This window comes from Sphingomonas sp. S2M10 (assembly GCF_012650175.1).
GTDB lineage: Bacteria > Pseudomonadota > Alphaproteobacteria > Sphingomonadales > Sphingomonadaceae > Sphingomonas.
In genome coordinates, this window is the sequence record NZ_JAAILI010000056.1 from 241,475 (window position 1) to 264,702 (window position 23,228).

General features: G+C 67.7%; 21 protein-coding genes. 9 read left to right on the forward strand and 12 right to left on the reverse strand.

The features are described 5' to 3' along the window. Nucleotides 1-19 precede the first annotated feature (19 nt). The 8 genes from S2M10_RS14765 (at nt 20) to S2M10_RS14800 (ending at nt 12,506) form a co-directional block, all read left to right on the forward strand. Entirely contained in the window at nt 20-886 is an 867-nt protein-coding gene (locus S2M10_RS14765) for a Ku protein (protein ID WP_168846743.1), read from the forward strand. Next, the gene (ligD, locus tag S2M10_RS14770) at nt 879-3,422 is read left to right on the forward strand and encodes a DNA ligase D (protein WP_168846744.1); all 2,544 of its coding nucleotides are present in this window, start codon (nt 879-881) and stop codon (nt 3,420-3,422) included. Before S2M10_RS14765 ends, ligD begins: the two co-directional genes overlap by 8 nt. Before the next feature lie 60 nt (nt 3,423-3,482). Next, nucleotides 3,483-4,058, forward strand: coding sequence for a sigma-70 family RNA polymerase sigma factor (locus tag S2M10_RS14775; protein WP_348770612.1), 576 nt, complete (start codon nt 3,483-3,485; stop codon nt 4,056-4,058). Continuing rightward, on the forward strand, nt 4,024-4,986 hold the full coding sequence (locus tag S2M10_RS14780; RefSeq protein ID WP_247650821.1) for a FecR domain-containing protein: 963 nt from the start codon (nt 4,024-4,026) through the stop codon (nt 4,984-4,986). Before S2M10_RS14775 ends, S2M10_RS14780 begins: the two co-directional genes overlap by 35 nt. A 78-nt stretch (nt 4,987-5,064) precedes the next feature. After that, nucleotides 5,065-7,839, forward strand: coding sequence for a TonB-dependent receptor (locus S2M10_RS14785; RefSeq protein ID WP_168846746.1), 2,775 nt, complete (start codon nt 5,065-5,067; stop codon nt 7,837-7,839). A 14-nt stretch (nt 7,840-7,853) separates the two neighbouring features. Beyond that, complete coding sequence (locus S2M10_RS14790; protein ID WP_168846747.1) at nt 7,854-9,062, forward strand: histidine-type phosphatase; 1,209 nt, start codon at nt 7,854-7,856, stop codon at nt 9,060-9,062. A 76-nt stretch (nt 9,063-9,138) separates the two neighbouring features. After that, nucleotides 9,139-11,619 (forward strand): circularly permuted type 2 ATP-grasp protein, encoded by a 2,481-nt coding sequence (locus S2M10_RS14795; protein WP_168846748.1) that lies wholly within the window; start codon nt 9,139-9,141, stop codon nt 11,617-11,619. Beyond that, nucleotides 11,619-12,506 carry a transglutaminase family protein gene (locus tag S2M10_RS14800; RefSeq protein ID WP_168846836.1) on the forward strand — a complete coding sequence of 296 codons (888 nt, stop codon included), beginning with the start codon at nt 11,619-11,621 and terminating at the stop codon, nt 12,504-12,506. The genes S2M10_RS14795 and S2M10_RS14800 overlap by 1 nt, the downstream gene beginning before the upstream one ends. Here S2M10_RS14800 and S2M10_RS14805 read toward each other — a convergent pair. Continuing rightward, nucleotides 12,503-13,735, reverse strand: coding sequence for a phosphatidylserine/phosphatidylglycerophosphate/cardiolipin synthase family protein (locus S2M10_RS14805; protein ID WP_211091049.1), 1,233 nt, complete (start codon nt 13,733-13,735; stop codon nt 12,503-12,505). The genes S2M10_RS14800 and S2M10_RS14805 overlap by 4 nt on opposite strands. A gap of 150 nt (nt 13,736-13,885) precedes the next feature. Between S2M10_RS14805 and rpoZ the strand changes: the two genes are divergently transcribed. Then, the gene (gene rpoZ / locus S2M10_RS14810) at nt 13,886-14,230 is read left to right on the forward strand and encodes a DNA-directed RNA polymerase subunit omega (protein WP_168846749.1); all 345 of its coding nucleotides are present in this window, start codon (nt 13,886-13,888) and stop codon (nt 14,228-14,230) included. A gap of 58 nt (nt 14,231-14,288) precedes the next feature. On the opposite strand, the gene S2M10_RS14815 is transcribed toward rpoZ, so the two are convergent. From S2M10_RS14815 to S2M10_RS23135, 11 genes are all read right to left on the reverse strand, one after another. After that, a complete protein-coding gene (locus S2M10_RS14815) occupies nt 14,289-14,804 on the reverse strand; it encodes a DUF4269 domain-containing protein (RefSeq protein WP_168846750.1) in 516 nt (171 codons plus the stop codon). Nucleotides 14,805-15,019: 215 nt separating this feature from the next. Beyond that, nucleotides 15,020-15,724, reverse strand: a complete 705-nt coding sequence (locus tag S2M10_RS14820; protein WP_168846751.1) for an RlmE family RNA methyltransferase — start codon at nt 15,722-15,724, stop codon at nt 15,020-15,022. A gap of 18 nt (nt 15,725-15,742) precedes the next feature. Continuing rightward, entirely contained in the window at nt 15,743-16,780 is a 1,038-nt protein-coding gene (locus S2M10_RS14825; RefSeq protein ID WP_168846752.1) for a Ppx/GppA phosphatase family protein, read from the reverse strand. A 289-nt stretch (nt 16,781-17,069) separates the two neighbouring features. Then, on the reverse strand, nt 17,070-17,405 hold the full coding sequence (locus S2M10_RS14830; RefSeq protein ID WP_168846753.1) for a hypothetical protein: 336 nt from the start codon (nt 17,403-17,405) through the stop codon (nt 17,070-17,072). Further along, nucleotides 17,383-17,733 carry a hypothetical protein gene (locus tag S2M10_RS14835; protein ID WP_168846754.1) on the reverse strand — a complete coding sequence of 117 codons (351 nt, stop codon included), beginning with the start codon at nt 17,731-17,733 and terminating at the stop codon, nt 17,383-17,385. Before S2M10_RS14835 ends, S2M10_RS14830 begins: the two co-directional genes overlap by 23 nt. Then, the gene (locus S2M10_RS14840) at nt 17,730-17,990 is read right to left on the reverse strand and encodes a hypothetical protein (protein WP_168846755.1); all 261 of its coding nucleotides are present in this window, start codon (nt 17,988-17,990) and stop codon (nt 17,730-17,732) included. Before S2M10_RS14840 ends, S2M10_RS14835 begins: the two co-directional genes overlap by 4 nt. After that, nucleotides 17,987-18,700, reverse strand: a complete 714-nt coding sequence (locus tag S2M10_RS14845; RefSeq protein WP_168846756.1) for a lysozyme — start codon at nt 18,698-18,700, stop codon at nt 17,987-17,989. The genes S2M10_RS14840 and S2M10_RS14845 overlap by 4 nt, the downstream gene beginning before the upstream one ends. Beyond that, complete coding sequence (locus S2M10_RS14850) at nt 18,700-20,160, reverse strand: SGNH/GDSL hydrolase family protein (protein WP_168846757.1); 1,461 nt, start codon at nt 20,158-20,160, stop codon at nt 18,700-18,702. The genes S2M10_RS14845 and S2M10_RS14850 overlap by 1 nt, the downstream gene beginning before the upstream one ends. After that, nucleotides 20,160-20,468 (reverse strand): hypothetical protein, encoded by a 309-nt coding sequence (locus S2M10_RS14855; RefSeq protein ID WP_168846758.1) that lies wholly within the window; start codon nt 20,466-20,468, stop codon nt 20,160-20,162. Before S2M10_RS14855 ends, S2M10_RS14850 begins: the two co-directional genes overlap by 1 nt. A gap of 1 nt (nt 20,469) precedes the next feature. Then, nucleotides 20,470-20,871, reverse strand: a complete 402-nt coding sequence (locus S2M10_RS14860) for a hypothetical protein (RefSeq protein ID WP_168846759.1) — start codon at nt 20,869-20,871, stop codon at nt 20,470-20,472. Continuing rightward, the gene (locus S2M10_RS23135; RefSeq protein ID WP_168846760.1) at nt 20,868-23,024 is read right to left on the reverse strand and encodes a right-handed parallel beta-helix repeat-containing protein; all 2,157 of its coding nucleotides are present in this window, start codon (nt 23,022-23,024) and stop codon (nt 20,868-20,870) included. The genes S2M10_RS14860 and S2M10_RS23135 overlap by 4 nt, the downstream gene beginning before the upstream one ends. Nucleotides 23,025-23,228: the final 204 nt, after the last annotated feature.

Here is a 23,228-nt window from a genome sequence, read left to right on the forward strand (position 1 = left end):
GCAACGAGGAGACTTCCGCATGGCCGCGCGCGCCTATTGGCAGGGACAGATCCGGCTGGCCCTCGTTTCGATTCCGGTCGAGATCTACACCGCGACCAAATCCGGCGCGCAGATCGCGTTCCACCAGATCCACGAGCCGAGCGGCCAGCGGATCAAATATGAGAAGGTCGCACCCGGCGTCGGCGCGGTCGAGCCGGACGAGATCGTGAAGGGCTATGAGGTCGAGAAGGGCGAATATGTCCTCCTCGAACAGGACGAAATCGACGCGGTGAAGCTCGAATCGCGCAAGACGCTGGAGCTCACCCAGTTCGTCGACGCCGACGAGATCGACGTGCTGTATTACGAGCGCCCCTATTTCGTCGTGCCCGCCGACGATCTCGCCGAGGAGGCGTTCATCGTGCTGCGCGAGGCCCTCCGGCGCGCCCGCAAGGTGGGGCTGGGCCAGCTGGCGATGCGGGGCCGCGAATATATCGTCAGCCTCAAGCCCTGCGGGCGTGGCATGATCCTGGAAACGCTGCGCTATGCCGACGAGGTGCAGAAGGCGCAGGGCTATTTTCGCGAGATCCCGGACAGCGAGCCCGATCCCGAATTGCTCGATCTCGCCGAGACGCTGATCGCGAAGAAGTCGCGCAAGTTCGATCCCAAGGGCTTTCACGACCGCTATGTCGACGCGCTGCGCGACCTGATCGAGAAGAAGAAAAAGGCGAAGGGCGCCAAGATCCTGGAGGATCCGGACAAGCCGGAGAGCCGCGGATCGAACGTGGTGGACCTGATGGCGGCGCTGAAGAAGTCGCTGAATACGGGCGACGCCAAGCCCGCCGCAAAGGCCAAGGCGCCGGCGAAGAAGGCAGCGCCCAAGAAGCCGGCGGCGAAGAAGCGTGCCTGACGCCGACAGCCTCGCCCGCTACAACGCCAAGCGCGACTTCGCCAGGACGGCGGAGCCCGCCGGCAAGCTGGCGAAGAGCGGCGGCAACCGCTTCATCGTCCAGAAGCATGATGCGACGCGGCTTCATTGGGACTTCCGGCTGGAAGTGGACGGCGTGCTCAAGAGCTGGGCGGTGACGCGCGGGCCCAGTCTCGATCCCGACGAGAAACGGCTGGCGGTTCGTACCGAGGACCATCCGCTCTCCTATGCCGATTTCGAGGGGACGATTCCCAAGGGCGAATATGGCGGCGGCACGGTGATGCTGTGGGACACCGGCACCTGGGCGCCGATCCCGGGCAAGAGCGCCAAGGATCTGGCGAAGGGCCATCTCCATTTCGTGCTGCACGGCGAGCGGATGCAGGGCGAATGGCTGCTGATCCGGCTAAAACCCAGGGGCAAGGAGAAGGCCGAGAACTGGCTGCTCCGCAAGATCAACGACGAGCATGCCGGCGCCACGGACGAGTTGGTCGAGACGGGGCTGACGAGCGTCACCACCGGCCGAACGATGCAGGAGATTGCCGAGGGCGCCAAACCCAAGATCCTCCCCGGAACGGGGAGGGGGACCAAGGCGCGCAGCCGCTTGGTGGAGGGGGAGCCCGGCAAGGGAGGCCGGTCCGGAAAGGGCACCGCCCAGCCGAAGCCCCCCTCCACCACCGCTTCGCGGCGGTCCCCCTCCCCGTCCCGGGGAGGATCGAAGGCGCTGCCCTTCCAATCCCCCCAGCTCGCCACGCTGGTCGACACCGTCCCCACCGGCAACCAATGGCTCCACGAGATCAAATATGACGGCTATCGCGCGCTGATCGCGACCGGCAGCGGCGGGCCCAAGATCTACACCCGCTCCGGCCTCGACTGGACGCACAAATTCCCCGGCATCGCCGAAGCCGCCGCCACCCTGCCCCCCGGCGCGCTGATCGACGGCGAGATCGTCGCGATGAAGGGCGACAAGCCCGATTTCTCCACGCTGCAAGACGCGATTTCCGCCGGCGGCGAGGGGCTGCTCTGCTTCGCCTTCGACCTGCTCGCCGAGCGCGGCGAGGACATGACCGCCCAGCCTCAGATCGAGCGCAAGGAACGGCTGCGCGCGCTGCTGGGCGACGCCGACGATCGCATTCGCTTCTCCGAGCACATCATCGGCCAGGGCGAGAAGCTGTTCGAGAGCATGTGCCGCGAAGGCTTTGAGGGCGTCGTCTCGAAGCGCGCCGATGCGCCCTATCGCGGCGCGCGCAGCAAGGCGTGGCTCAAGATCAAGTGCACGCAGCGGCAGGAATTCGTGATCCTGGGATGGAGCGCCTCCAGCGCCAAGGGCCGCGGCTTCAAGTCGCTGCTGCTCGGGCTGAACGGACCCGAGGGGCTGGTCTATGCCGGCAAGGTGGGGACGGGGTTCAATACCGAGACGCTGCTCTCGCTACGCGAGCGCCTCGACAAGCTCGCCGCCGATAAGCCCGCCGCCAAGGTCCCGCGCCCGGAGGCACGCGGCGCGCATTGGGTGAAGCCCGAACTGGTCGCGGAAGTCGCGTTCGCCGAGTTCACGGCGGAAAAGGTCGTCCGCCACGCCAGCTTCCTCGGCTTGCGCGAAGACAAGCCGGCCGATGCGGTGGTCGCCGAAGAGCCGGCAGCACTTCCCGAAACTGCGCCCTCCTCGATCAAGATCAGCAGCCGCGACCGGGTGATCTTCCCCGAATCGAAGCTCACCAAGGGCGACCTCGCCGACTATTATGCCGCCGTCGCGCCGATCGCGCTGCCCTGGCTCGCCGAACGCCCGATCAGCCTGGTCCGCTGCCCGCAGGGCCGCGCAAAGCAGTGCTTCTTCCAGAAGCACGACGCAGGCAGCTTCGGCGAGCAGGTCCATCATGTCGAGATCCGCGAGAAGGACGGTTCGACCGAGCCCTATCTCTACGTCTCCGATGCCGACGGCATGCTCGCCTGCGTGCAGATGGGCACGATCGAGTTCCATGGCTGGGGATCGCGCGTCGCCGATGTCGAAAAGCCCGATCGCCTGGTGTTCGATCTCGATCCCGACGAGGGCCTGGACTTCGACGTGGTCAAGAAAGCAGCCGAGCATCTGAAGGAACAGCTCGCCGAGATCGGGCTGACCAGCTGGCCGATGCTCTCGGGCGGCAAGGGCGTGCACGTCGTCGTGCCGCTGGTCCCGCAGGCCGAGTGGCCGGCCGCCAAGAGCTTCTGCGAACGCTTCGCCCGCGCGCTCGCCCAGGCCGAGCCCGAGCGCTTCACGGCCAACCTGAAGAAGGCGAGCCGGACGGGGCGCATCTTCATCGACTATCTGCGCAACCAGCGCGGATCGACCGCTGTGCTCCCCTATGTGGCACGCGCTCGCGCCAACGCGCCGGTCGCTGCCCCCGTTACCTGGACCGAGCTCAGGACCATCAGTAGCGCGGCTGCCTTCACCATCAACGACGCTGCCGTGCTGATCGAGCGCGCTGCCAGCCGCGCGCTGCGCGGTTGGGGTACCGCCGACCAGACGATCCCCGATTTGTAACCGCTTCGTCACGAGACTTTCGCACGCGCCGCCTAGCGGAGCGTACGGGAAGGCAGGTCCGTGCGCACAGCTTCGTCCGAGATCATTCGCTGGGTGGCGCTGCACGTGGTGCCGCAGGAGCCGCAAATACGGGCGGCGCTGCGCCGCGCCCGCGTGACCGAAGCGGATATCGACGACCTGATCCAGGAAGCCTATTGCCGCTTCGCCGCGATGGACAGCGTGGCGCATGTCGATCGGCCCGGCGCCTATTTCATGCAGATGGTGAAGAACCTCTGGCGGGATCAGCTGCGCCGTTCGCAGGTCGTGCGGTTCGAGGAAGTTACGGAAATCGCCCAGTGGCTCGTCGAAGCAGAGGAACTGGGCGTGGAAGCGGCGGTAGCGGCGCGCGAGCAGGTGCGGATGGTGGAGAAGCTGCTCGCCAACCTGCCCGAACGGTGCCGCACCATCTTCACGCTCAAGCGGATCGAGGGGCTGCCGCAAAGAGAGATTGCGCGGCGGCTCGGGGTAAGTGAAAGCATCGTCGAGAACGATGTGCAGAAGGCGCTCCGGAGCATCCAGCGCGCGATACGAACCGAGGGGTTCGAGAAGGAAGAATTGGGCGTTGGCGAACCGCGGCGACACCGCATCCCGGCTTGACGACGAGGCTGCCCGCTGGGCGGCCCGCATCGATGCATCGCCCGACACCGCGCCGCCCGGCCTTGATCGCTGGCTGGGCGCGGACCCGGCGCATGCCGGCGCGCTGCTGCGCGCGCAGGCGACGCTGGTGATGCTGGGCGGCACCGCCCCCGAGGCGTTGGCGCTCGACACGGAACCGCCCGCCAGGCCGCGTGCCCGACTTTGGTGGATCGGCAGCGCGGGCGCGGCGCTCGCCGCCTCGCTGGCCGCCGCCGCGCTGCTGCTGCCCTCGCGCGGCGAGGCGATCCGCACCGGCATCGGCGACGTGCGATCGGTGGCGCTGCAGGACGGTTCCTCGATCGCCGTCGATGCGCGCAGCGATCTTGTCACCCGCATCGGCAGCACGGCGCGCACCGTCGCGCTCCACGACGGCAAGGCGCTGTTCCGCGTCCGCCACGATGCCGCCGCGCCGTTCCGCGTGACGGTGGGCGACGTCACCATCACCGATATCGGCACCGTGTTCCAGGTCGATGCCGATCGCGCCGCCGAGACGGTGGACGTGCTGGTGAGCGAAGGCGTGGTCGACGTCGCCGCGCCGGGTGGCAGCTTCCGCCTGAGCGCCGGCCAGCGGGCGCGCTTCGCGCTCAACGGTGCCGCGGCGGCGACGATCGAGCGCGTCGATGCGCCCGGCATCGACCGCGCGCTCGGCTGGACCAGTGGCCGGCTCGATCTCGACGGCGAGACATTGGGCGAGGCGGTGGCCGAGCTCAACCGCCACAACCAGCTGCAGATCCGCCTCGCCAATCCGGCGCTGGCGGGCGAGAAGCTGTACGGCGCCTTCCGCATCGACGATCCCGCCGGCTTCGCCCAGAGCGTCGCCATTGGCCTCGACACCCGCGCGCGGATCGGCAGCGACGCGATTCTCATCGGCAATCCGGAAAAAAAATAGCCCGCGGTTAAGGAAATCGCGGCGCCTACCGTCAGGCCCATGAGAACCGCGCCATTCCGGCGCGATGGGGTGGAAGACATGATCTCGAAGAATCGCTGGCTCGGCGCGACGGCTGTCGTGGCGATGAGCACGCTCGCCCAGCCGGCGCTGGCGCAGGTGCAGAGCTTCAACATTCCCGCGCAGGACGTGACGCACGCGGTGCGGCTGTTCGCGCGCCAGGGCGGCGTGCAGATCCTCGTCGCGGGGAGCGTCGGCGGGGGCAGGCGGATCAACGCGGTTTCGGGCAAGATGCCGGTTGGCGAGGCACTGCAGCGGATGCTCGCGCATACCGGCCTCGCCGCGCGCAGCACCGGCCCCGGCCGCTACGTGATCGTCGCGGAAGAGCGGCCCACCCAGACCAGCCAGGCCGAGCCGGACACGGTCGAGGGCCCGGCCGACATCGTCGTCACCGGTTTCCGCGCCTCGCAGCGCGAGGCGGTGGCCGAGAAGCGCGCCGCCGACAACGTCGTTGAGACGCTCCATGCCAATGATGTGGGCAAGCTGCCCGACCAGAATGTCGCCGAGGCGATCAAGCGCCTGCCGGGCCTGTCGGTCGCCAATGATCAGGGCGAGGGTCGCTATGCGATCGTCCGCGGCATCGACCCAAGCCTGCTCAACGTGACGCTCAATGGCCAGACGCTGCCCGCGCCCGAGCCCGCCGGCCGCCAGGTGAAGCTGGACGATCTGCCCTCGGCGATGATCCAGTCGGTCTCAGTCACCAAGTCGCTGCTGCCGAACCAGGATGCCAATGCGATCGCCGGCGAAGTCGCGATCCGTACCCGCACCGCATTCGACAGCGCGAAGCCCTTCTTCCTCGACGCCCGCGCCGCGCAGGGCTGGTATTCGCTCAACCACAAGGTGCCGTATGAGCTCGACGCCACCCTGGGCGGCCGCTTCGGCGCGCAGGAACAGTTCGGCGCGGTGGTCTCGGTCAATTATTCCGAGCGGCCGATCCAGAGCGAGAATTATCAGGGCTCGACCGCCTTCAATGCCGCCGGCGTGCCCGACGGCAATGGCCTGCGCGAGTACAACCTCACCCGCAAGCGGCTGGGCGTGGTCGGCAATTTCGACTGGCACGCGAGTGACACGGTGAAGCTGTACCTGCGATCCAGCTATTCGAAGTTCGAGGACCACGAGACCCGTGACCAGAACCGGATCGCGATCACCAGCTTCGGCACGACGCTGAAGGGCACCGGCACGATCCTCGTCCGCCGCCGCAACGAGAACGACAACACCAAGTCGGTGACGCTGGGCGGCGAATTCGGCGAGGTGGCGGGCGGCACGCTGGAGGCTTCGGGCAACTGGACCCGCGCCGAAAAGGACGATCCGCTACGCAGCGAATTCACCTTCACCACCGCCAAGGGCGCGCTGACGCTCGCCTACGATCCGTCGACCTATCCCTACACGCTGGCACCGACGACGCCGGCCTTCGCGACGCCGTCGCTGTTCACCTACAGCAAGGTCAATTTCGACCAGCGTAGCACCTATGAGGAACTGTGGCAGGGCCGGTTCGACTATAGCCACGACGTGGCGATCGGTGACGGCTCCACCATCAAGCTCGGCGGCAAATATCTCAGCCGCGAGAAGGTCAACGATCAGAACAAGACCAATTACAAGACCGGCAGCGCGAAATGGACGCTGGCCAACCCGGTCGGCTATCCGGGCGAGAGCGATTTCTACGACGGCATGTTCGGCTTCGGCACCCGCATCAACTATGACGTGGCCAAGGCCTATTTCGACGCCAATCCCAATGCGGTGGCCATCGACAAGAGCGGCACGATCAGCGACACGCTGGCCAACGACTTCGGCGTCAAGGAAAAGATCGCCGCGGGCTATGTGATGGCGACGCTGAACTTCGGCGGCCTCACCCTGGTGCCCGGCGTACGCGTCGAACATACCGAGGATGACGTAAAGGCGAAGCTGGTCAACGCCGCCTCGACGCTGGCCGACGGCTACAACAGCTTCGGCCACACCCGCTATACCGATGTCTTCCCCGGCGTGAACGCCAAGTTCGCGATCACCCCCACCCTGATGCTGCGCGGCGCGGTGACCACCTCGATCGGCCGGCCCAACTACGCCAATCTCGCGCCCTATGTGCTGGTGGACACCAGCGATCCGGCGGTGGCAGCGCTCTCGCTCGGCAATCCCGGCCTCAAGCCCTATCGCGCGGTGAACTATGACGCGGCGCTGGAATATTACCCAGCGCCGGGCTCGATCCTGTCGGCAGGCTTCTTCCACAAGCAGATCGACAACCCGATCTACAGCAACACCAACCGCCAGACCAACGTCACCGCCGCGGGCGTCACCTATGCGGCGGCCAACGTCACCAGCCTGCTCAACGCCGATTCCGAGCAGGTCACGGGCGTCGAGGGCAATGTGCAGGTGCAGTTCACCTTCCTGCCCGGCGTGCTGAGCGGCTTCGGCGTCTCGGCCAACTTCACCCATGTCTGGGGCCATGCCAGTGCAAGCGTGATCCGCGCCGGGGACGTGCCGCTCGCCTATCAGTCGAACAATGTCGGCAATGCGCAGATCTTCTTCGAGAAATATGGGGTGAATGCGCGCGTCGCGTTCAACTACCGCTCGTCCTACCTCGACACGATCGCAGCGATTGCGGCTGCCGACCAGTATACCGACGGCAACGGCCAGCTCGACGTGCATCTCGGCTATCAGGTGACGCCGCAGTTCACGCTGTTCGGGGACGCGATCAACCTCACCGACGCGCCGTGGCGGCGGTACATCGGCACGAAGAACCTGCTCGTGGAGCGCGAGCGCTATGGCACCCAGCTGCGCGGCGGCGTGCAGATCCACTTCTGAAGGAAGACGCTACGATGAAACTGCGGATCGGTCTGGGGCTGGCCCTCGCCATCGGTTCCCCGGCGGTCGCCGGCACCCGCCCCGCCGATCCCCTGGTGGTGGACCGGGTGGTGCTGCTGATGCGGCACGGCGTGCGGCCGCCCACCAAGGCACCGGCCATGCCGCCCGAGGTGACGCCCGAGCGCTGGCCGGACTGGCCGGTGCAGCCGGGCTGGCTCACCCCGCACGGCGCGACCGCGGTGGCGCGGCTCGGCACGGCGGACGGCGCCGCGCTGCGCCGCCACCGGCTGCTGCCCGCCCGGGGCTGCCCGGCACCTGCCGCGATCCGCATCGTCGCGGATAGCGACCAGCGTACGATCGCAACTGCCAGGGCCTGGGCGGCGACGCTGGCACCGGGCTGCACGCTTGCCATCGATCATCGCCCGCAAGACGTGGCCGATCCGCGCTTCAACGCGATCGAATCGGGCAGGGCTCCCCTCGATCCCGCCAAGGCGGACGCGGCGGTGATGGCGGACGTCGGCCCCGGCGGGTTCGCCGCGCTCGACGCGCGCTACAAGCCGCTGCTGGCTCGGCTCGACGCCATCCTGTGCGGCACCCCTCGCCCGGGCTGCGGCGTCTCCGCCACGCCGACCGGCCTCGCTCCCGCCCGCGCCGACAAGCGCCCCAAGCTGACCGGGGCGATCGACCGCGCCTCCACCGCCGCGCAGATCCTGCTGCTGGAGACGGCCGAGGGCATGCCGATGGCGCAGATCGGCTGGGGCCGCGCGACGCTCGCCGACGTGACCGCACTCGGTGCATTCCACGCGCTCGAATTCCGCATCCTCGCCCGCCCGCGCGCGGTTGCCGCGGCGAACTTTGCGGCGCTGGCCGACATCGTTCGCGAAGGACTGGCCGATAGCGGCCCGCAGGTGACGATGATCTCCGGCCACGACACCAATATCGCCAATCTGGGCGGGCTGTTCGACGTGCACTGGCGTGTTCCCGGCTTCGCCGCCGACGATCCCGTGCCGGGCGGCGCGCTGGTGCTGGAGCGGCTGCACGACCGTACGGGCAAGCGCTACGTCCGCCTCCGCTACCGCGCCCAGACGCTGGCGCAGCTCCGCCGCGCCGCGCCGTTCGGGCCGAAGGGACCGCACGATCAAAACCTTTCGGTCCCCGGCTGCAACGCGCGCGGCGTTGCCGGGTTATGTACCCTGGAGGAGGCGATCGCCCGGCTCGGCTGAGCAGGTCCCGCCCATCTCCCGTGTTGCATGGCACCATGGTTTCGCCCATCACCGCGGCCGAGAAGGGAACGCAGCCGTGGCCAGCCTTGCCGACGCCGGATTGTTCGACGCGGGCACGATCGCCGATCGTTGGATCACCGACTATTGCGGCCATGCTCCCGCCGGGGACGTGCTCTGCGCGCGCACCGGCGATGCCTGGTCGGCGCTGTTCGAGGAGCTGGCCGGGCTTTCCGGCGACGGGCTGACGCTCGCCCGCGAACGCGCACATCGCCATGCCGAAGATATCGGCACCGGCTATCGCATCGGCGAGGAGGGCGACGAGCGCCCTTGGCCGCTCTCCCCCGTACCGCTGCTGATCGACCAGCGCGAGTGGCGCGGGGTCGAGGCGGGCATCGCCCAGCGCGCCGAGCTGATGGAGCGGCTGCTCCAGGACCTATATGGCCCGACCCGGCTGATCGCAGACGGCCATCTCCCCGCGGCGCTGCTCACCGGCAGCCCCTTCTTCCTTCGCCCGCTGACCCATTTGACCCCGCCTGGCGAGCATCACCTGCACTTCGTCGCCTTCGATCTGTGCCGCAGCCCCGACGGGCACTGGCGCGTCCTCGCCGACCATCTCCGCGCACCCGCCGGCGCCGGCTATGCACTGGAAAACCGGCTAGCGATGGCGCGCACGCTGGGGGGCTTGCAAGGCCGGCTCAACATCGAGCGCCACGCCCCCTTCTTCGCCGCCTTTCGCGACGGCATCGCTGCCGCCTGCCGCCGCGCCGAGCCGCGCATGGCGCTGCTCACCCCCGGCCGCTTCACCGCCAGCTATGCCGAGCAGGCGCATCTCGCCCGCTATCTCGGCTTCCTGATGGTGGAGGGCGCCGATCTCGCCGTGCTCGACGACCGCGTCTATGTCCGTACCATTGCCGGGCTCAAGCGGGTGGATGCCCTGTGGCATCGTTTCGACCCGCGCTTTCTCGATCCGCTGGCGCTCGATTCGCACTCGAAGATCGGCGTTGCCGGGCTGATCGACGCGACTGTGGCGGGCAATGTCGTGATCGCCAATGCCCCGGGCGCCGGGCTGCTCGAGGCGCCTGCCTTCGCCGCCTTCCTGCCGCGGCTGAGCGAAATCCTCCTCGGCGAGCCGCTGCGCCTGCCCAATATCGCGACCTGGTGGTGCGGCCAGGCCGCCGAGGCGGCGCATGTCTCGGCCAATCTCGACCAGATGGTCGTCGCGCCCGCCTTCGGCACCCCGCCGCTCGGCCTGCCCGAGGGCAAGGCAGTGCTCGGCGCGCATCTGGATGACGCCGCGCGCGCGGTGCTGCGGAACGATCTCACCCGCCGCCCGCAGGATTATGTAGGGCAGGAAGTCGTCTGCCTCTCGACCATGCCCTTCGTCGCCGAGGACCGGCTGGCGCCCCGCCCCTTTACGCTGCGCGTCTTCGCTGCGCGCGATGCGGCGGGGTGCTGGACGGTACTCCCCGGCGGTTTCGCGCGGATCGGCGAACATGCCGACACGCGCGCCGCGGTGATGGGCGAGGGCAGCTGGTCGGCGGACGTGTGCATCCATGGTCCCGATCCGGTGGCGCCGGTGTCGCTGCTCCCATCGGGCGATTCGACCCAGCTGCGCCGCAATCCTGGCACGCTGCCCAGCCGGGTGGCGGACAACATGTTCTGGCTCGGCCGCTATCTCGAGCGGGGCGAGGCGCTGCTCTCGGTGCTGCGCGTGCTGCTCGGCCATTCGATCAGCGCGGATACCGGCGCGGCGCTGGCGGCGGACACGGTCGACCGGCTCGCACAGCTGGTGGTGGGTGCGAACGCCGCCCCCGCGCCCCGCGGCCTCAAGCGGCAGGATCTGGCCGCGCTCGCCCGAACCGCGCTCGAATCGACCGAGGGCTGGACCAGCGTCCGCGCGATCAACCGCCAGGCGCGCTCGATCGGCGCCGTCTCGCGCGATCGGCTCTCGGCCGACATGATCCGGCTGCTCGACGCGCCGTTTCCCGAACGCGGCGTGCTGCTCGATCGCGCCGGCTCGCTGCAGCGGCGCTATTCGGCGCTGGCGGGTCAGGCCGGCGAGCATATGGGGCGCACCGATGCATGGCGCTTCCACGATCTCGGCCGCCGCACGGAGCGCGCGCTGGCGACGATCGGCTTTCTCCGGGCGCTGGGTGGCCCCCAGGCGACCGCCGACGACCTCTCGACGCTGCTCGACCTTGCCGACAGCCAAATCAGCTATCGCCAGCGCTATCTGACCGGAATCGCCCGCGTGCCGGTGCTGGACCTGCTGGCGCTCGATCCCGGCAACCCGCGCGGGCTGGCGTTCCAGGCCGCGGCGATCTCGTCGCACCTCAACGCGCTGCCCGTGCTCTCCGACGACGGCCTGGCCGAGGCACAGCAGGAACAGGCGCGCAGCATCGCCGCGGCCCTGGTGACCGCGCGCGCCACCGCGATCGACGATGGCTGGCTCGCCGATCTCCAGGCGCGACTGTGGAGCCTGTCCGAGGCCGTCGCGCGCCGCTATTTTCTCCACGGCGCCGAGCCGTTGCGCGCGGCGGGGCTCGTCCTCGCATGATGCTGTACCGCATCCGCCACGTGACACGGTTCGACTATGCCCAGCCGGTCGCCTTCGCGCGCTGCAACCTGCGGCTGAAGCCGATCCTGTGGTCGGGCCAGCGGATTGAGGAATATGCGCTGCGCATCCAGCCCGGCGGGCGCACCTATCCGGCGCGGGCGGAAGCGGGGCTCGCCAATGTCGTGCGGCTGGTGGTGGAGCATGCCGCCAGCAGCCTGACGATCGAGAGCAACGCGCAGGTCCGCGTCGACCGCCAGATCCCGATCCCCGCGCCCGGCGACCCCTCGCTGGTCCAGATCGCCGCCTGGGCGCGCGACAGCCGCGATCCCACGCCGGCCGGGCCCGCCGCCTATCTGTTTCCCTCGCCACTGATCCCGCTTGATCGCGACATTGCCGCGTGGTGCGCCGAGGAACTTGACCCCGATCGCGGCATCCTGGACGCGGGCATCGCCCTCGCCCGGCGGATCCAGCGCGAGTTCGCCTTCGATCCCACCGCCACCCTGGTCGACACGCCACCCCACGAAGCGTTCGCGAAGCGGGGGGGCGTCTGCCAGGATTTCGCGCAGATCATGCTCTCCGGCCTGCGCGCCGCCGGGCTGCCCGCCGCCTATGTCTCGGGCTATCTGCGCACCCTGCCGCCGCCGGGCCAGCCGCGCCTGGTGGGGGCGGATGCCACCCATGCCTGGGTGCTTCTGTGGTGCGGGCCCGATCTCGGCTGGGTGGGTGTCGATCCCACCAACGGTATCTGGATGGCCGAGGATCATATCGTGATGGCGATCGGCCGCGACTATGCCGATATCGCGCCGATCGATGGCATCGTGCTCGGCTCGGGGGCGCAGGCGATGCATGTATCGGTGGATGTGGAGCCGCTCGAGGTGGCGACCTAAGGCTCCACCGGGCCGCTGTCGCCGAAGTTCAGCCGCCGGGTGACGCGATAATCGAGCACCGCCATCACGAAATACGCGCCGAACTGCTTCACCCGCGTCCACCAGCCGGTCCGCGCCTTGTAGAGTTCGGGGGTGATCCGCTCGGACTGCGCCACCTCGCCATCGACATAGCCGCGGACATGCGCCGCGAAGGCCGGGTCCGCCACGCGCAGCATCAGCTCGAGATTCAGGAACATGCTGCGGATGTCGAAATTGGCCGAGCCGATATGGACGACGTCGTCGATCACGTAGAGCTTCGTGTGCAGCTTGGTCGGCTGATACTCGTAGATCTCCACCTTCTTGCGCAGCAGCCCCGCATAGGTGAACCGCGCCGCCCAGATCGCGGCGGTATGGTCGAGCTTCGACGGCAGCACCAGCCGCACCCGCCCGCGCCGCCCCGCCTTGTCGAGCCGGCGCAGCATCGCCGGGTTCGGCGCGAAATAGGCGGCGATCAGGTCCAGCCGGTTCGCCCGCTCCATGTCGTGCTTCACCACCCGCGCCCAGGGCGACAGCCGCCGCATCGGCCCGCCGAGCAGCCAGCGGGTGGCGCCGTCGGGCTCGCTCCACGCCTTGAGCGTACGTCCCAGCGACCGCAGCGTCGCGCGCGGGCGCTTGGCCCAGGCGGCGAGCGCGTCGAAATAGCCGGTGAGCCGCTCGGCGGCCGGCCCTTCCACCAGCAGCCCCATGTCGCGCCAGGCCTGTTCGGCGATGGTGCCGAAATAGCTCGATTCGATGTTGAACCCGCCGACGATCACCCGCGCCTCGTCGGCCAGCGCCAGCTTCTGGTGGTTGCGCAGCAGATAGCGCCGCCCCCAGCGCGGCACGAAGCGGCAGACCTCGACGCCGGCGGCGTGCAGCGGATCGAAGAAATCGTTGCTCTCGGCATGTTCGCTGCCGAGCCCGTCGACGATCAGATAGACTTTGACGCCGCGCGCGGCCGCGTCGATCAGCGCCTCACGCACCGCCGCGCCGGCCTCGTCGTCGAGATAGATGTAATAGAGCACTCGCAGCGTCCGCTCGGCACCGGCGATCAGCGCGAGCAGCGCGCGCATCCGCTCGGGCCCATCGGGCAGCAGCGTCAGGCGGTTGCCCTCGACGGTGAAGCTGGGCTGGGCGAGCGGCGGCATGGCCGTTGCATCGGCCAATTCGGCGCCCGCGACAAGCGGTTCGGCATCGGCATAGGGCGCCATGGGGCTCGGTTCTCCTGCTGGGACGCGCAGACAACGAGCGAGCGGGCAATGGGTTCGCTCCCCCACCCGGGCCGATTTCCTTGACATTTCGGCAGCCGGCCTCTAACTGGCCGGTCTTTCCCGGACACCCCCTATCCCAAGGAAGCGTATATGGCGCGCGTCACAGTCGAGGATTGCGTCGACAAGGTTCCCAACCGGTTCGACCTGGTGCTGTTCGCAGCCCAGCGCGCGCGGCAGATTTCGGGCGGTGCCGATCTGACGATCGATCGCGATCGCGACAAGAACCCGGTCGTGGCCCTTCGCGAGATCGCGGAAGAGACCGTGCGCCCGGATCATCTGCAGGAGGCCGTGGTGTCGAGCCTGCAGCGCGTTCGCGTCGACGACGAGGATGCGCCGGACGAAGTCGGTTCGATCCAGGCCCAGGCCGAGGCGCTCCGCCTCACCGCGGCGGCCCCGCCGCGCAACCAGAATCTGGGTGGCGACTACGAGGGCTGATCGGCCTTCGTATCGGACGAACGACCAAGGGGCCGGCGGCGACGCCGGCCCTTTTTGTTTAGGGCCCGATCCGGGCGCGGAGGGTAGCGTCGTCGAGCGCCTCCAGCGTGAGCAGCGCGGCATAGGGGTCGCCCGCCAGCCCCAGCACCTGCGCGAAGGCGGGCTCGGTCTTGGCGCCCGCAAGCCGGCGCGCCATCACGGCGGCGCGAAGCGCTTCCCCGCCCAGCCCCAGCAACCGTCGCTCAAGGGCGAAATGCCGCCAGCCGAGCTGCTCGGCGACCGGGCGGGCTTGGCCGAACAGCTCGAACAGCCAGCCCGCGCAATGGAAGCGCGCGACCACGGGGCGGTCGCTGCCCCGCCACTGCCACATCGCGAAACCGGGCAGGTGGCGATAGGATTCCCACACCGCCGCCGCGAAGGCGGACGGGTCTGGGGCATGGCAAAGGATGTCGATGTCGCTGTCGGGCAGGTCGAGACCGAGCGGCGGCGTGCCTGCGACGTGGGGGTCGAATGCGGCGAGCCGGGTCAGCGCCCTGCTTTGGACGAGCGCTTCCATGTACGCTGGCCTCGTCATTTTGCCCTCAATTATATCCTCCTGGGCTATCGCATAAGAGGCCAAGGGTCGGCGGCGTAAAAAAGCCATCGTCATTCCCGCGAAGGCGGGAATCCATTGCCCTGAACGCTCGGAGATAGAACCTCGGCATCAGCGCCAATGGATCCCCGCCTCCGCGGGGATGACGACGTATTTTGGGCGTCTGCGATTGCCATGCGCGCCGGAGAGAGGAAACGCTATTGCTGTTCCTGCTCGGGCTCTGGCTCGGACGCCGGTTCCGCCCGGCCCTTGAACCCTTGCGCCACGACATACCATTCCACCGAGCCTTTGCGGCTGGCCGGCGGCTTGGCGTGCTTCACGGTAGCGAAGGCGCGCTTCATCTCCGCGATCAGCGCCGAATCGGCACCTCCGGCAAACACCTTGGCGACGAAATCGCCGCCCGGCGCCAGCGTCTTGAGCGCGAAGTCGAACGCGGTCTCGACCAGTGCCATGGTGCGCAGTGCATCGGTCTGCGGGTGGCCGACGGTGTTCGCCGCCATGTCGGACAGGATCAGGTCCGGCGCGCCGCCGAGTTCCTCGATCAGCCGATCGGGCGCGGCATCGTCCATGAAATCCATCTGGAGCAGGGTCGCGCCCTCGATCGGGTCGACGGGCAGCAGGTCGATGCCCACCACCGCCGCCTTGGGCAGCACGCGCCGCACCACCTGCGTCCAGCCGCCCGGCGCCACGCCGAGATCGACCACGCGCTTGGCGCCCTTCAGAAACCCGAACTTCTCGTTCAGTTCGGTCAGCTTGTAGGCCGCGCGGCTGCGATAGCCCTCGGCCTTGGCGCGCCGGACATAGGGGTCGTTCAGCTGGCGCTCCAGCCAGCGCGTCGATTGTGCCGTACGGCCGCGCGCCGTGCGCACGCGGACATGGCCGCGGCCACCGCCCCTGCTCATCGCTAGTTCCTCACAACCTTATAAGGGCGCGCCGCCGATCAGCCGCCGCAAGATGCCCTCGCGAATGCCGCGATCGGCGATGCCTAGCCGCTCGGCGGGCCAGATGTCGAGGATCGTCTCGAGGATCGCACAGCCGGCCGAGACGAGATCGGCGCGCTCGTTGCCGATGCACGGCACCTGGGCGCGCTCCTGGACGCTCATCGCGGCGATTCGTGCGCTCACATCGCGCATCGCCGCACTTGGCACGATCAGCCCGTCCACGGCGGAACGGTCATAGGACGCGAGGCCGAGATGGACGCTGGCGAGCGTCGTCACCGTTCCGCTGGTGCCGAGCAGCCGCGGCGTGCCCTTGGGCGGGCGCAGCCGCGCGACGAACGGCGCGAAGCTTTCGCGCACCCGGGCGCGCATATCGGCATAGGCAGCGGCGCGCGCGTCGGCGCCCACCGCCTTGCTCTGCCCGGTCGCCTCGCTGAGCGACACGACGCCCCAGGGCGCGCTGTGCCAGTCGAGAATGCGCGGGATCGGGGCATGCGAATCGACCAGCACCAGCTCGGTCGATCCGCCGCCGATGTCGAACACCAGGGCCGGGCCATCGCCGGGCTCGAGCAGCGCGTGGCAGCCGAGCACCGCCAGCCGCGCCTCTTCCTCGGCGGTGATGATGTCGAGCGCGATTCCCGTCTCGCGATAGGCGCGTTCGATGAATTCGGCGCCGTTCTCGGCCTGGCGGCACGCCTGGGTCGCGACCGAGCGGGCGAGTGCCACGTTGCGGCGCTTGAGCTTGTCGGCACAGATGCGCAGCGCCGCGAGCGTGCGCTCGATCGCGGCATCGGACAGGCGACCGGTCGTCGCCAGCCCCTCGCCGAGCCGGACGATTCGCGAAAACGCATCGATCACCGCGAAGCCCGCACCTTGCGGACGGGCGATCAGCAGCCGGCAATTATTGGTACCCAGATCCAGCGCGGCATAATGGCGCGCTTCCGGCCAACGCGGTGCCGGACCTTTCGCGGCCGGCGGCGGCGCAGGGCGGGCGGCGGAAACACGCCTCCCGCGGGGCATTCTGGCGGAGCCATCCCCCATCACATCAACTCGCTTATCTTCTTCCGTCACCAAACCAAAACGGTCCGGCCGGTGCTTGGATGCGAGGCTAGACGAGCAACGATGGCAGCGCAAGGCGAGCGCGCGATTGCGCGTTGACAGGGCCGCTGCATCCCCCTATCTGGCGCGACCTGTCCGGTGCCCCGTCGTCTAAAGGTAAGTTTCTAGACGATATAGGCTTTTCAAGCACTTAGCCTGAAAAACTTGTGCGACATAGTCGTCTAGCGGCGGTTTTGTCGCACGGCGCGGATCAGGGCTTTTTCGCCATTCCCGCCGACCAGTCCCGCACATATTGCACGGCCGATCGGCACAGCTTCTTGTCGGCGCGCTCGCGCACGACGAACACCGCCGTGGCCTCGTCGCGATCGAGCACCAAGCTGTAATCGACCACCTCCAAGGGGGCCGCGATCGTTCGGCGGGTGCCATCCATCGCGGTCACCACCGTGCCCGCGGGCAGTACGATCGGCACCAGCGGCGGCAGCGCCGGGAACTGCGAATCGGCCGCCGGGCAAGCATCGAGTTTGGCCGGATCGGGCGTGACGGCGATCGAGCGGGAGAGATTGCTACAGCTCGTTGTGCAGAGCATCGAGAGCAGAGCGATTAGCGCGACGTGCTTCATGTGCCTTTTCCTCTTGCTGGAACTGTTCGTTGCGGATCCCGTCGTCGCGCTGCTGCTGGGCGGCGCCGGCGCTGCGCTCGGCTTGCACCTGCCGGCCGCGCACCTCGGCATTGCTGTGGTCGACGTCGCGCGCCACCGCCTGCCGATCGTTGAACCAGTCGAATGCGCGCCAGCCGCCCCAGAACAGGGCCAGGAGCGCAAGGGTGAGGCCGAGGGCCATCAACCATGCCACAGGCTTCCGAAGGCGCTCCACGACGCCCCAGCGCGCCGCCAGCGCGATCAGCGGCGCCATCATGCTTCGGGCTCCGCTGGCGGGGCCGAGCGATATAGCTGGTCCGCCATCCTGCGCGCCTGCTGTGCGTCGACCACCTTCTGCACGATCAGCAACAGGCCCGTGACGGCCGACGACAGCATTTCTCCCGCCCCTGCAGGCATGTGCCCGCGCAGCACGACGGGCAGCACGATGGCCGCCAGCACGATCAGCGCGCCGGCCGCGATGGTGAACAGCCAAAAACGATCGGGCGCGCAATGCAGCCTGTCGAGGATCTTCATGCTACCTCCTGCGCCAGCACCGCCGCCACGTCGGCCGAGATATCGACGCGGCGCGCGCTGGACCATTTCGGGGTGTAGGAAGGCTTGGCGACATCGTAGATCGTCGTCTTGCCATCGTTAGACCAGGCGCCATCCCAGAACAGCGCCGCCTCGGCCTTGCGCCGCTTCGCGAGGTCGCCGCCGTTGAGGTAATGGCTTTCGAGGAAGGCGCGCGCCTCGGCATGCCGCCCCTGGTTGACCAGCTTGGGCCAATCGCTCTTGAGGATAGCGCCGGTGTTCCAGTGCCAGCTCAGCGCCGCGGCGAGCTGCGCCTCGCTCAGCGGCACGGTGAACGCCTTGAGCACGTCGGGAAGGTAGCCGCGGCGCATCAGCCATATCGACACCTCCAGGCAGCGGCGGATCGACTGCGGATTGTCCTTGTAGCGGCCGACGCGGTGCCCGCTGGCGTCGGTGACGCCCATCGCCCAGGTGCCCACGCCGACGCTGTCCTTGTACCATTCCAACACCAGCGCTTCATGCTCGGCGACTTCCAACACGATCGGAAGCGTCAGCATGGTGCACGGTACGGTGGGCGGCGCAGGCTTGGCCGGCGCCGGCCGGGCGATGCCCAGCTCGTCCGCCAGCTTGTCGAGCAATGCCACGTCGGCGGGCTGGAACTCGCCCTTGGGCTTCAGCGGCCGAAGGCGATCGAAGAAGGCAGCGCGTTCCATCAGGAGCCCACCAGGTAAGTGACGTTCTTGTCAGCCTTTTTGCCATACCCGGGCCGGGCCAGATGGATCGTATCGTATCGGTCGGCGGTGACGAGAGATAGTGTGGTATAGTCTAACACCGGAGACAGGCTTAGCGAGGCCGCCACGGTGTCGATTGCCGTCAGGAAGTCAGAAGTCAGCGTATAGTTGCTGCCTGAGACCCCCGTGTTCGTTTTGACGGGCACGATGTTGGCAGAGGGCGTGATCGCTTTGATGCGGTTGATGATGTTGGTCAGTGCGGCCTGATAGTCGCCTGCCGCCACGCCCAAGTTCTTGTCGTTGGCCCCCAACTCCACGAACCAGGCATCCGCATCGATCGCACCGATTGCATAGAAGGCCGCCCACGCATTTGCCGCGCTTGGCGTTGTGTTGGGGGACCAGTTTCCGGCCGTGTCATAGGCCTTCGAACCAGGCCAGCCGATATTGATGATCTCCAGGCGCGGGCTGGTCGTGTCGTGCGGCACGATCAGCGCGATATAGATATCCCCGCCCGCAGAGGCGATGCTGATCGGGTCGAGAGAGGGCCCGCCCGATCGGGTGAAGGTGGTACGGCGCATACCCGAATTGCCGTTGAGGGTGACGTTCGATCCGGTGACCGCCCGACAATCCACGGGGCTGGGGGAAAGCGGGCCGTTCGCGTCGCTCACCGTCATCGCGGAGGCAAGGCTGCCGAACGTGGCATAGACGATGTCGAACTTATCCGCCGGATATTGCGGCGTGTAGCCGAAGCTGCCGAACGTCGAGCCGGTGAACCACACCATGAAGCCACCGAACGACAGGTTCTTGAGCGTCCACCCTGTGCCCATCGTGATGTTCGGATTGGAAGCAGACAGATCCGCAACGACGTTGTTGATCATCGAAGAGCAGAAGGCATCCGCTCGCGCCAGGATGCCGCGGGCGTTGAGCTTATCTGCTACCTGCTGCGGGTACGCATTGGCGCGAAGGAAGTTACCGCCCGATCCCGCACCAGTGCCGGAGGCAGTGCCTACCAGCGCCCCACTGCCCCATCCGGCCGTCAGGCTGTCGCCCAGGTAGACGGCGATCTGCCGCTGGTTCGCGTCCTTCTTGGCCTGGAGCGCGGACAGCGTGAATGTGGGGGTAGGCGACGGCGTTGGGGCCGCGCCCGTGCAGTTGAGCGCATAGGCCATCTGCCGAAGGGTGGCGGCGCTGCCGACCGTTTCCTGTACGATCGCCGTTTGCGTGGCACCGGCAGCAAGTCCGGCGACCAATGCCAGCCCGTCGCCGTTGTCGAGCTGGAGATTGGCGTTCGTGCCCGAGAGCAGCGAAAAGGTCGAGGCGCTGCCGAACTGGCGCTGCAGGTTCACCTGCCGCCCCGTCGCGCCCGCCGGCACGGTCACGTTGCGGACGCGGACACCCTGCCCGCCGCCGCCGGCGCCCGAAAGGGTTAGCGCGCCGTCCATCAGCTTGCCGCCTTGATGGCGACCTTCTCGCCGTCCTTCATTACCTTCCAGCTGCGCGTCTGTCCGGGGCCGACCAGATGCCCCGTGTTGCTGGCCGCGCTGGGGTTTTCACCGAATTTGACCCAGATGGCGTCCAGCGCCGTGACGCTCCAAACCTGCCCCTTCGCGCCGATCAGCGTCGACGGCGCGCTGGCTCCGGTGCTGTCCATCGTCTGCGCGGACTGCTCGGCGGAATCGAAGATCGAGAGGGGCGCGTCGTTGCCGGCCCGCGCCGTCACTGTGCCCAGGGTGATATGCACCGTCGCCATGTCAGTCTCCGCTTGCAAGGGGCGGCGCGTCCGCGCCGGATCCGGGAAGGGCGTCCAGCTGGTCCATCAGCGTTCGCTGGATCACCCGCTGGCCGCTGATCTGCGCCGACAGGTTTTCCCGCCGCATGCCGTCGATGATGCGGTGCAGCTCGCTGATCTCGCGCCGCAGCAGCCCGTTCTCCTCGCGCAGGGCCTTCACCTCGCTGCGCAGGGCGTGCATCTCGTCGATGAACTCGCGCCGGAGGCCGCTGTTGGCCTCGATCTGCAGCTTGTCGGCGTCGATATCCAGCTGCCGCATGCGCCAGCGGTGCCGCAGCAGCGCCGCCGCCAGCATGCCGAAGATCGCCCACACACCCGCGGCGCCAGGCGTCAGGCCGGGAATGCCAAGAATTCCCTTCATCATGCCGCACGCACCGTGAAGCGGCTTTCATTGGCCTGCAGGCTCAAATCGCCGCCGCTATTCTGGAATACCTCGACCGAGAAATAGTCGCCCATCCGCGCGAACTCATAAGCGGAAAGGATCAGCGAAGACGGCGAGACGGCAGAACCGGCCACCGACACCGCAGTACGATCAATGACGACGTTGTTTTTCTTTATCCGCGCTTGGCGGAGCCCCGTGCCGTTCATCGCGAAGCGGATCAGCGCCTGCACGTCGTACCAGCCCGTATCCCGCACATAGATTCGTTGGGTGTTGCTGGTCACACTGTGCAGCGCCTGGGGATCGATGACGTCCAGGTCGAAGGTCACATCGGCCCAGGCACTGTTCGCGATCGTCAATGCGCCCGATCCCGTGGCGACCGCGGCATTCTTCCCGAAATCGCTGGTCGTGAAATTGGCCACCGAGGCATCGGCCGTGCACTCGGTGATGTAGCTTGGAACATATGCGGCTGGATATTCCAGCGGCACGACGTCGCTGCTGTAGGCGGTTAGGGTGGTTGCCACGTCCTGCGAATCCGCGACATGGCACGCCTTCAGGCGGATGCCCTGCGGCCAGTTGGGATAGGTGGGGTTCGACATGAGCCGAAAGCCCTCCGCGCCTGCACCCGCCCAGCTCGTTCCCAACACGTTGACCACCTTGCAGCCGACAACGTCGATGTTCTGGGTATTCAGCTTCTCCAGGCCCGAAGGCAGCGCGACGTTGCTGGGAGAAAAGACGAACCCGATCCTGCCCGAATTGGCCGCCAGGCATCCCGTGACAAGGCAGTCGCGGGTGACGTTCGCGAACTTGAACCCATAGGTTCCCGCATTGGCGGAAACGCAACCACTCACCACCAGCCGCTGGTTGCCGGTCCAGCCAAGCGACGAGACATAGGCGCCGGAGAAATCATAATTCTGATCGCAGCCTACCGCCACGCATCCGGTAATCGCGCCGTCGCGGCATTCGACGAAAGTGAAGCCCCGCGTCCACTTCGATGTCGGCGTGCCGCCCAGCCGCGTGCGCAGGTTGTTGATCTCGCAGTTGGCGAGCGCGAAATTGGCGCAATTCACCAGCTCGATGCCGTTCTGGCTATCGTTGTTGGGGTCCGGCGTGGATCCCGCGATGCGATCGTGCACGATACAGCTGTCGACGACGAACCGCTTTGCATGCCGCACCTGGATGCCGGCACCGCATCCGTTGCCGGTCACGCGAACGTTCGAAATCTGGAAGCGCTCGACATAGCTCGTGGCATCGACACCGCCAACATACAGCCCCGAGGTGCCGTCATCGGAAAACAGCGTCTCGATCGTCGCGCCCATGTCGATGACGACGTTCTCCAGCGTCCAGTCGGAAAGGCCGATGATCCGCAGCGTCTGCACGTTGGCCGTCGTGCGGTTGCCGATCTGCACCAACCGGGCATTGCGCAGCCCTGCCAGGCTGGTCGGGGTGAGCGTGCCGTCGATAGCGTAGGTACGGTTAAGGCCGTCCACCTTCTTGCCGCTTTCCAGCGCCGCCTTCAGCGCGAGCCGGTCGTTGGTGACGCCGTCACCCACGGCGCCGAACGCCCGGTCGATCGGGGTGACCACGCGATCGAGCGCGTCCTGCAGCCCGTTCACATGGGCGATGCCGTTCTCGCTTGCGAGATCCGTTCGCAGCCCGGCATCCGCGCCGGTTCCGCTTGAAAAGCCGGGGATGCCGCCGGGCAGCACCACGGGGAAAAGGCCCGCCGCTTCGCCGTAGCGTGGCACGGTGAAGGCGCGATCGCTCAAACGCTGCAGCTCGCGCAGCGCGTCCTGCACCACCATTGCCTGCCGGTCCAGCTGCTCTTCAAGCGCCTTGGCGGGCAGGGGCTCCTGCGGCTTGATCACTGCCTTCTGGCGCGGAATGGTCGCCCGCTCGATCAGCAGGCGCGCGCCGGCGGGGAATGCCCGCAGCGCCGTGATGGTGCCTGCACCCGTGGCACCGTTGCCGCCCAGCACATAATCGGTTGCCGCCACCGCCGGCGTTTCGATCCCTGTGGCTGATACATTGGTGATGATCAGCTCATCGGGCGCCAGGAATGGAAAGGGAATCGGCTCCGGCGCCATGGCCGCGCCGGGGAAATATTCGTGGGAGCTGATCAGGGTTTCTAGCGCCACGTCCCACCTCGTTCAGACGGCGCGATGCTCCCGCTGTGCGGGGGTGCATCGGCGCCGGGGGAGTGGGAGGCTTCCGGGCCTTTTGATGGCCAATATATCCGCTATGGGTATTTGACAAGCAGTTATAGGATATTGACCTCGCGCCCCGCCTTGGCCATGATCGTCGCCCTAGAGGCTAGAAATCAAAAAATGCGACGGACATAG

What these genes read in the sequence shown, in the direction of transcription:
- S2M10_RS14840 (WP_168846755.1), bottom strand. Translation starts at nt 17,990, where the DNA reads ATGAAGATCCTCGACAGGCTGCATTGCGCGCCCGATCGTTTTTGGCTG.
- S2M10_RS14800 (WP_168846836.1), top strand. Translation starts at nt 11,619, where the DNA reads ATGCTGTACCGCATCCGCCACGTGACACGGTTCGACTATGCCCAGCCG.
- S2M10_RS14790 (WP_168846747.1), top strand. Translation starts at nt 7,854, where the DNA reads ATGAAACTGCGGATCGGTCTGGGGCTGGCCCTCGCCATCGGTTCCCCG.
- S2M10_RS14860 (WP_168846759.1), bottom strand. Translation starts at nt 20,871, where the DNA reads ATGATGAAGGGAATTCTTGGCATTCCCGGCCTGACGCCTGGCGCCGCG.
- S2M10_RS14845 (WP_168846756.1), bottom strand. Translation starts at nt 18,700, where the DNA reads ATGGAACGCGCTGCCTTCTTCGATCGCCTTCGGCCGCTGAAGCCCAAG.
- S2M10_RS14805 (WP_211091049.1), bottom strand. Translation starts at nt 13,735, where the DNA reads ATGGCGCCCTATGCCGATGCCGAACCGCTTGTCGCGGGCGCCGAATTG.
- S2M10_RS14830 (WP_168846753.1), bottom strand. Translation starts at nt 17,405, where the DNA reads ATGCTCTGCACAACGAGCTGTAGCAATCTCTCCCGCTCGATCGCCGTC.
- rpoZ (WP_168846749.1), top strand. Translation starts at nt 13,886, where the DNA reads ATGGCGCGCGTCACAGTCGAGGATTGCGTCGACAAGGTTCCCAACCGG.
- S2M10_RS14835 (WP_168846754.1), bottom strand. Translation starts at nt 17,733, where the DNA reads ATGATGGCGCCGCTGATCGCGCTGGCGGCGCGCTGGGGCGTCGTGGAG.
- S2M10_RS14785 (WP_168846746.1), top strand. Translation starts at nt 5,065, where the DNA reads ATGATCTCGAAGAATCGCTGGCTCGGCGCGACGGCTGTCGTGGCGATG.
- S2M10_RS14765 (WP_168846743.1), top strand. Translation starts at nt 20, where the DNA reads ATGGCCGCGCGCGCCTATTGGCAGGGACAGATCCGGCTGGCCCTCGTT.
- S2M10_RS14815 (WP_168846750.1), bottom strand. Translation starts at nt 14,804, where the DNA reads ATGACGAGGCCAGCGTACATGGAAGCGCTCGTCCAAAGCAGGGCGCTG.
- S2M10_RS14855 (WP_168846758.1), bottom strand. Translation starts at nt 20,468, where the DNA reads ATGGCGACGGTGCATATCACCCTGGGCACAGTGACGGCGCGGGCCGGC.
- S2M10_RS14825 (WP_168846752.1), bottom strand. Translation starts at nt 16,780, where the DNA reads ATGCCCCGCGGGAGGCGTGTTTCCGCCGCCCGCCCTGCGCCGCCGCCG.
- S2M10_RS14820 (WP_168846751.1), bottom strand. Translation starts at nt 15,724, where the DNA reads ATGAGCAGGGGCGGTGGCCGCGGCCATGTCCGCGTGCGCACGGCGCGC.
- S2M10_RS14850 (WP_168846757.1), bottom strand. Translation starts at nt 20,160, where the DNA reads ATGGACGGCGCGCTAACCCTTTCGGGCGCCGGCGGCGGCGGGCAGGGT.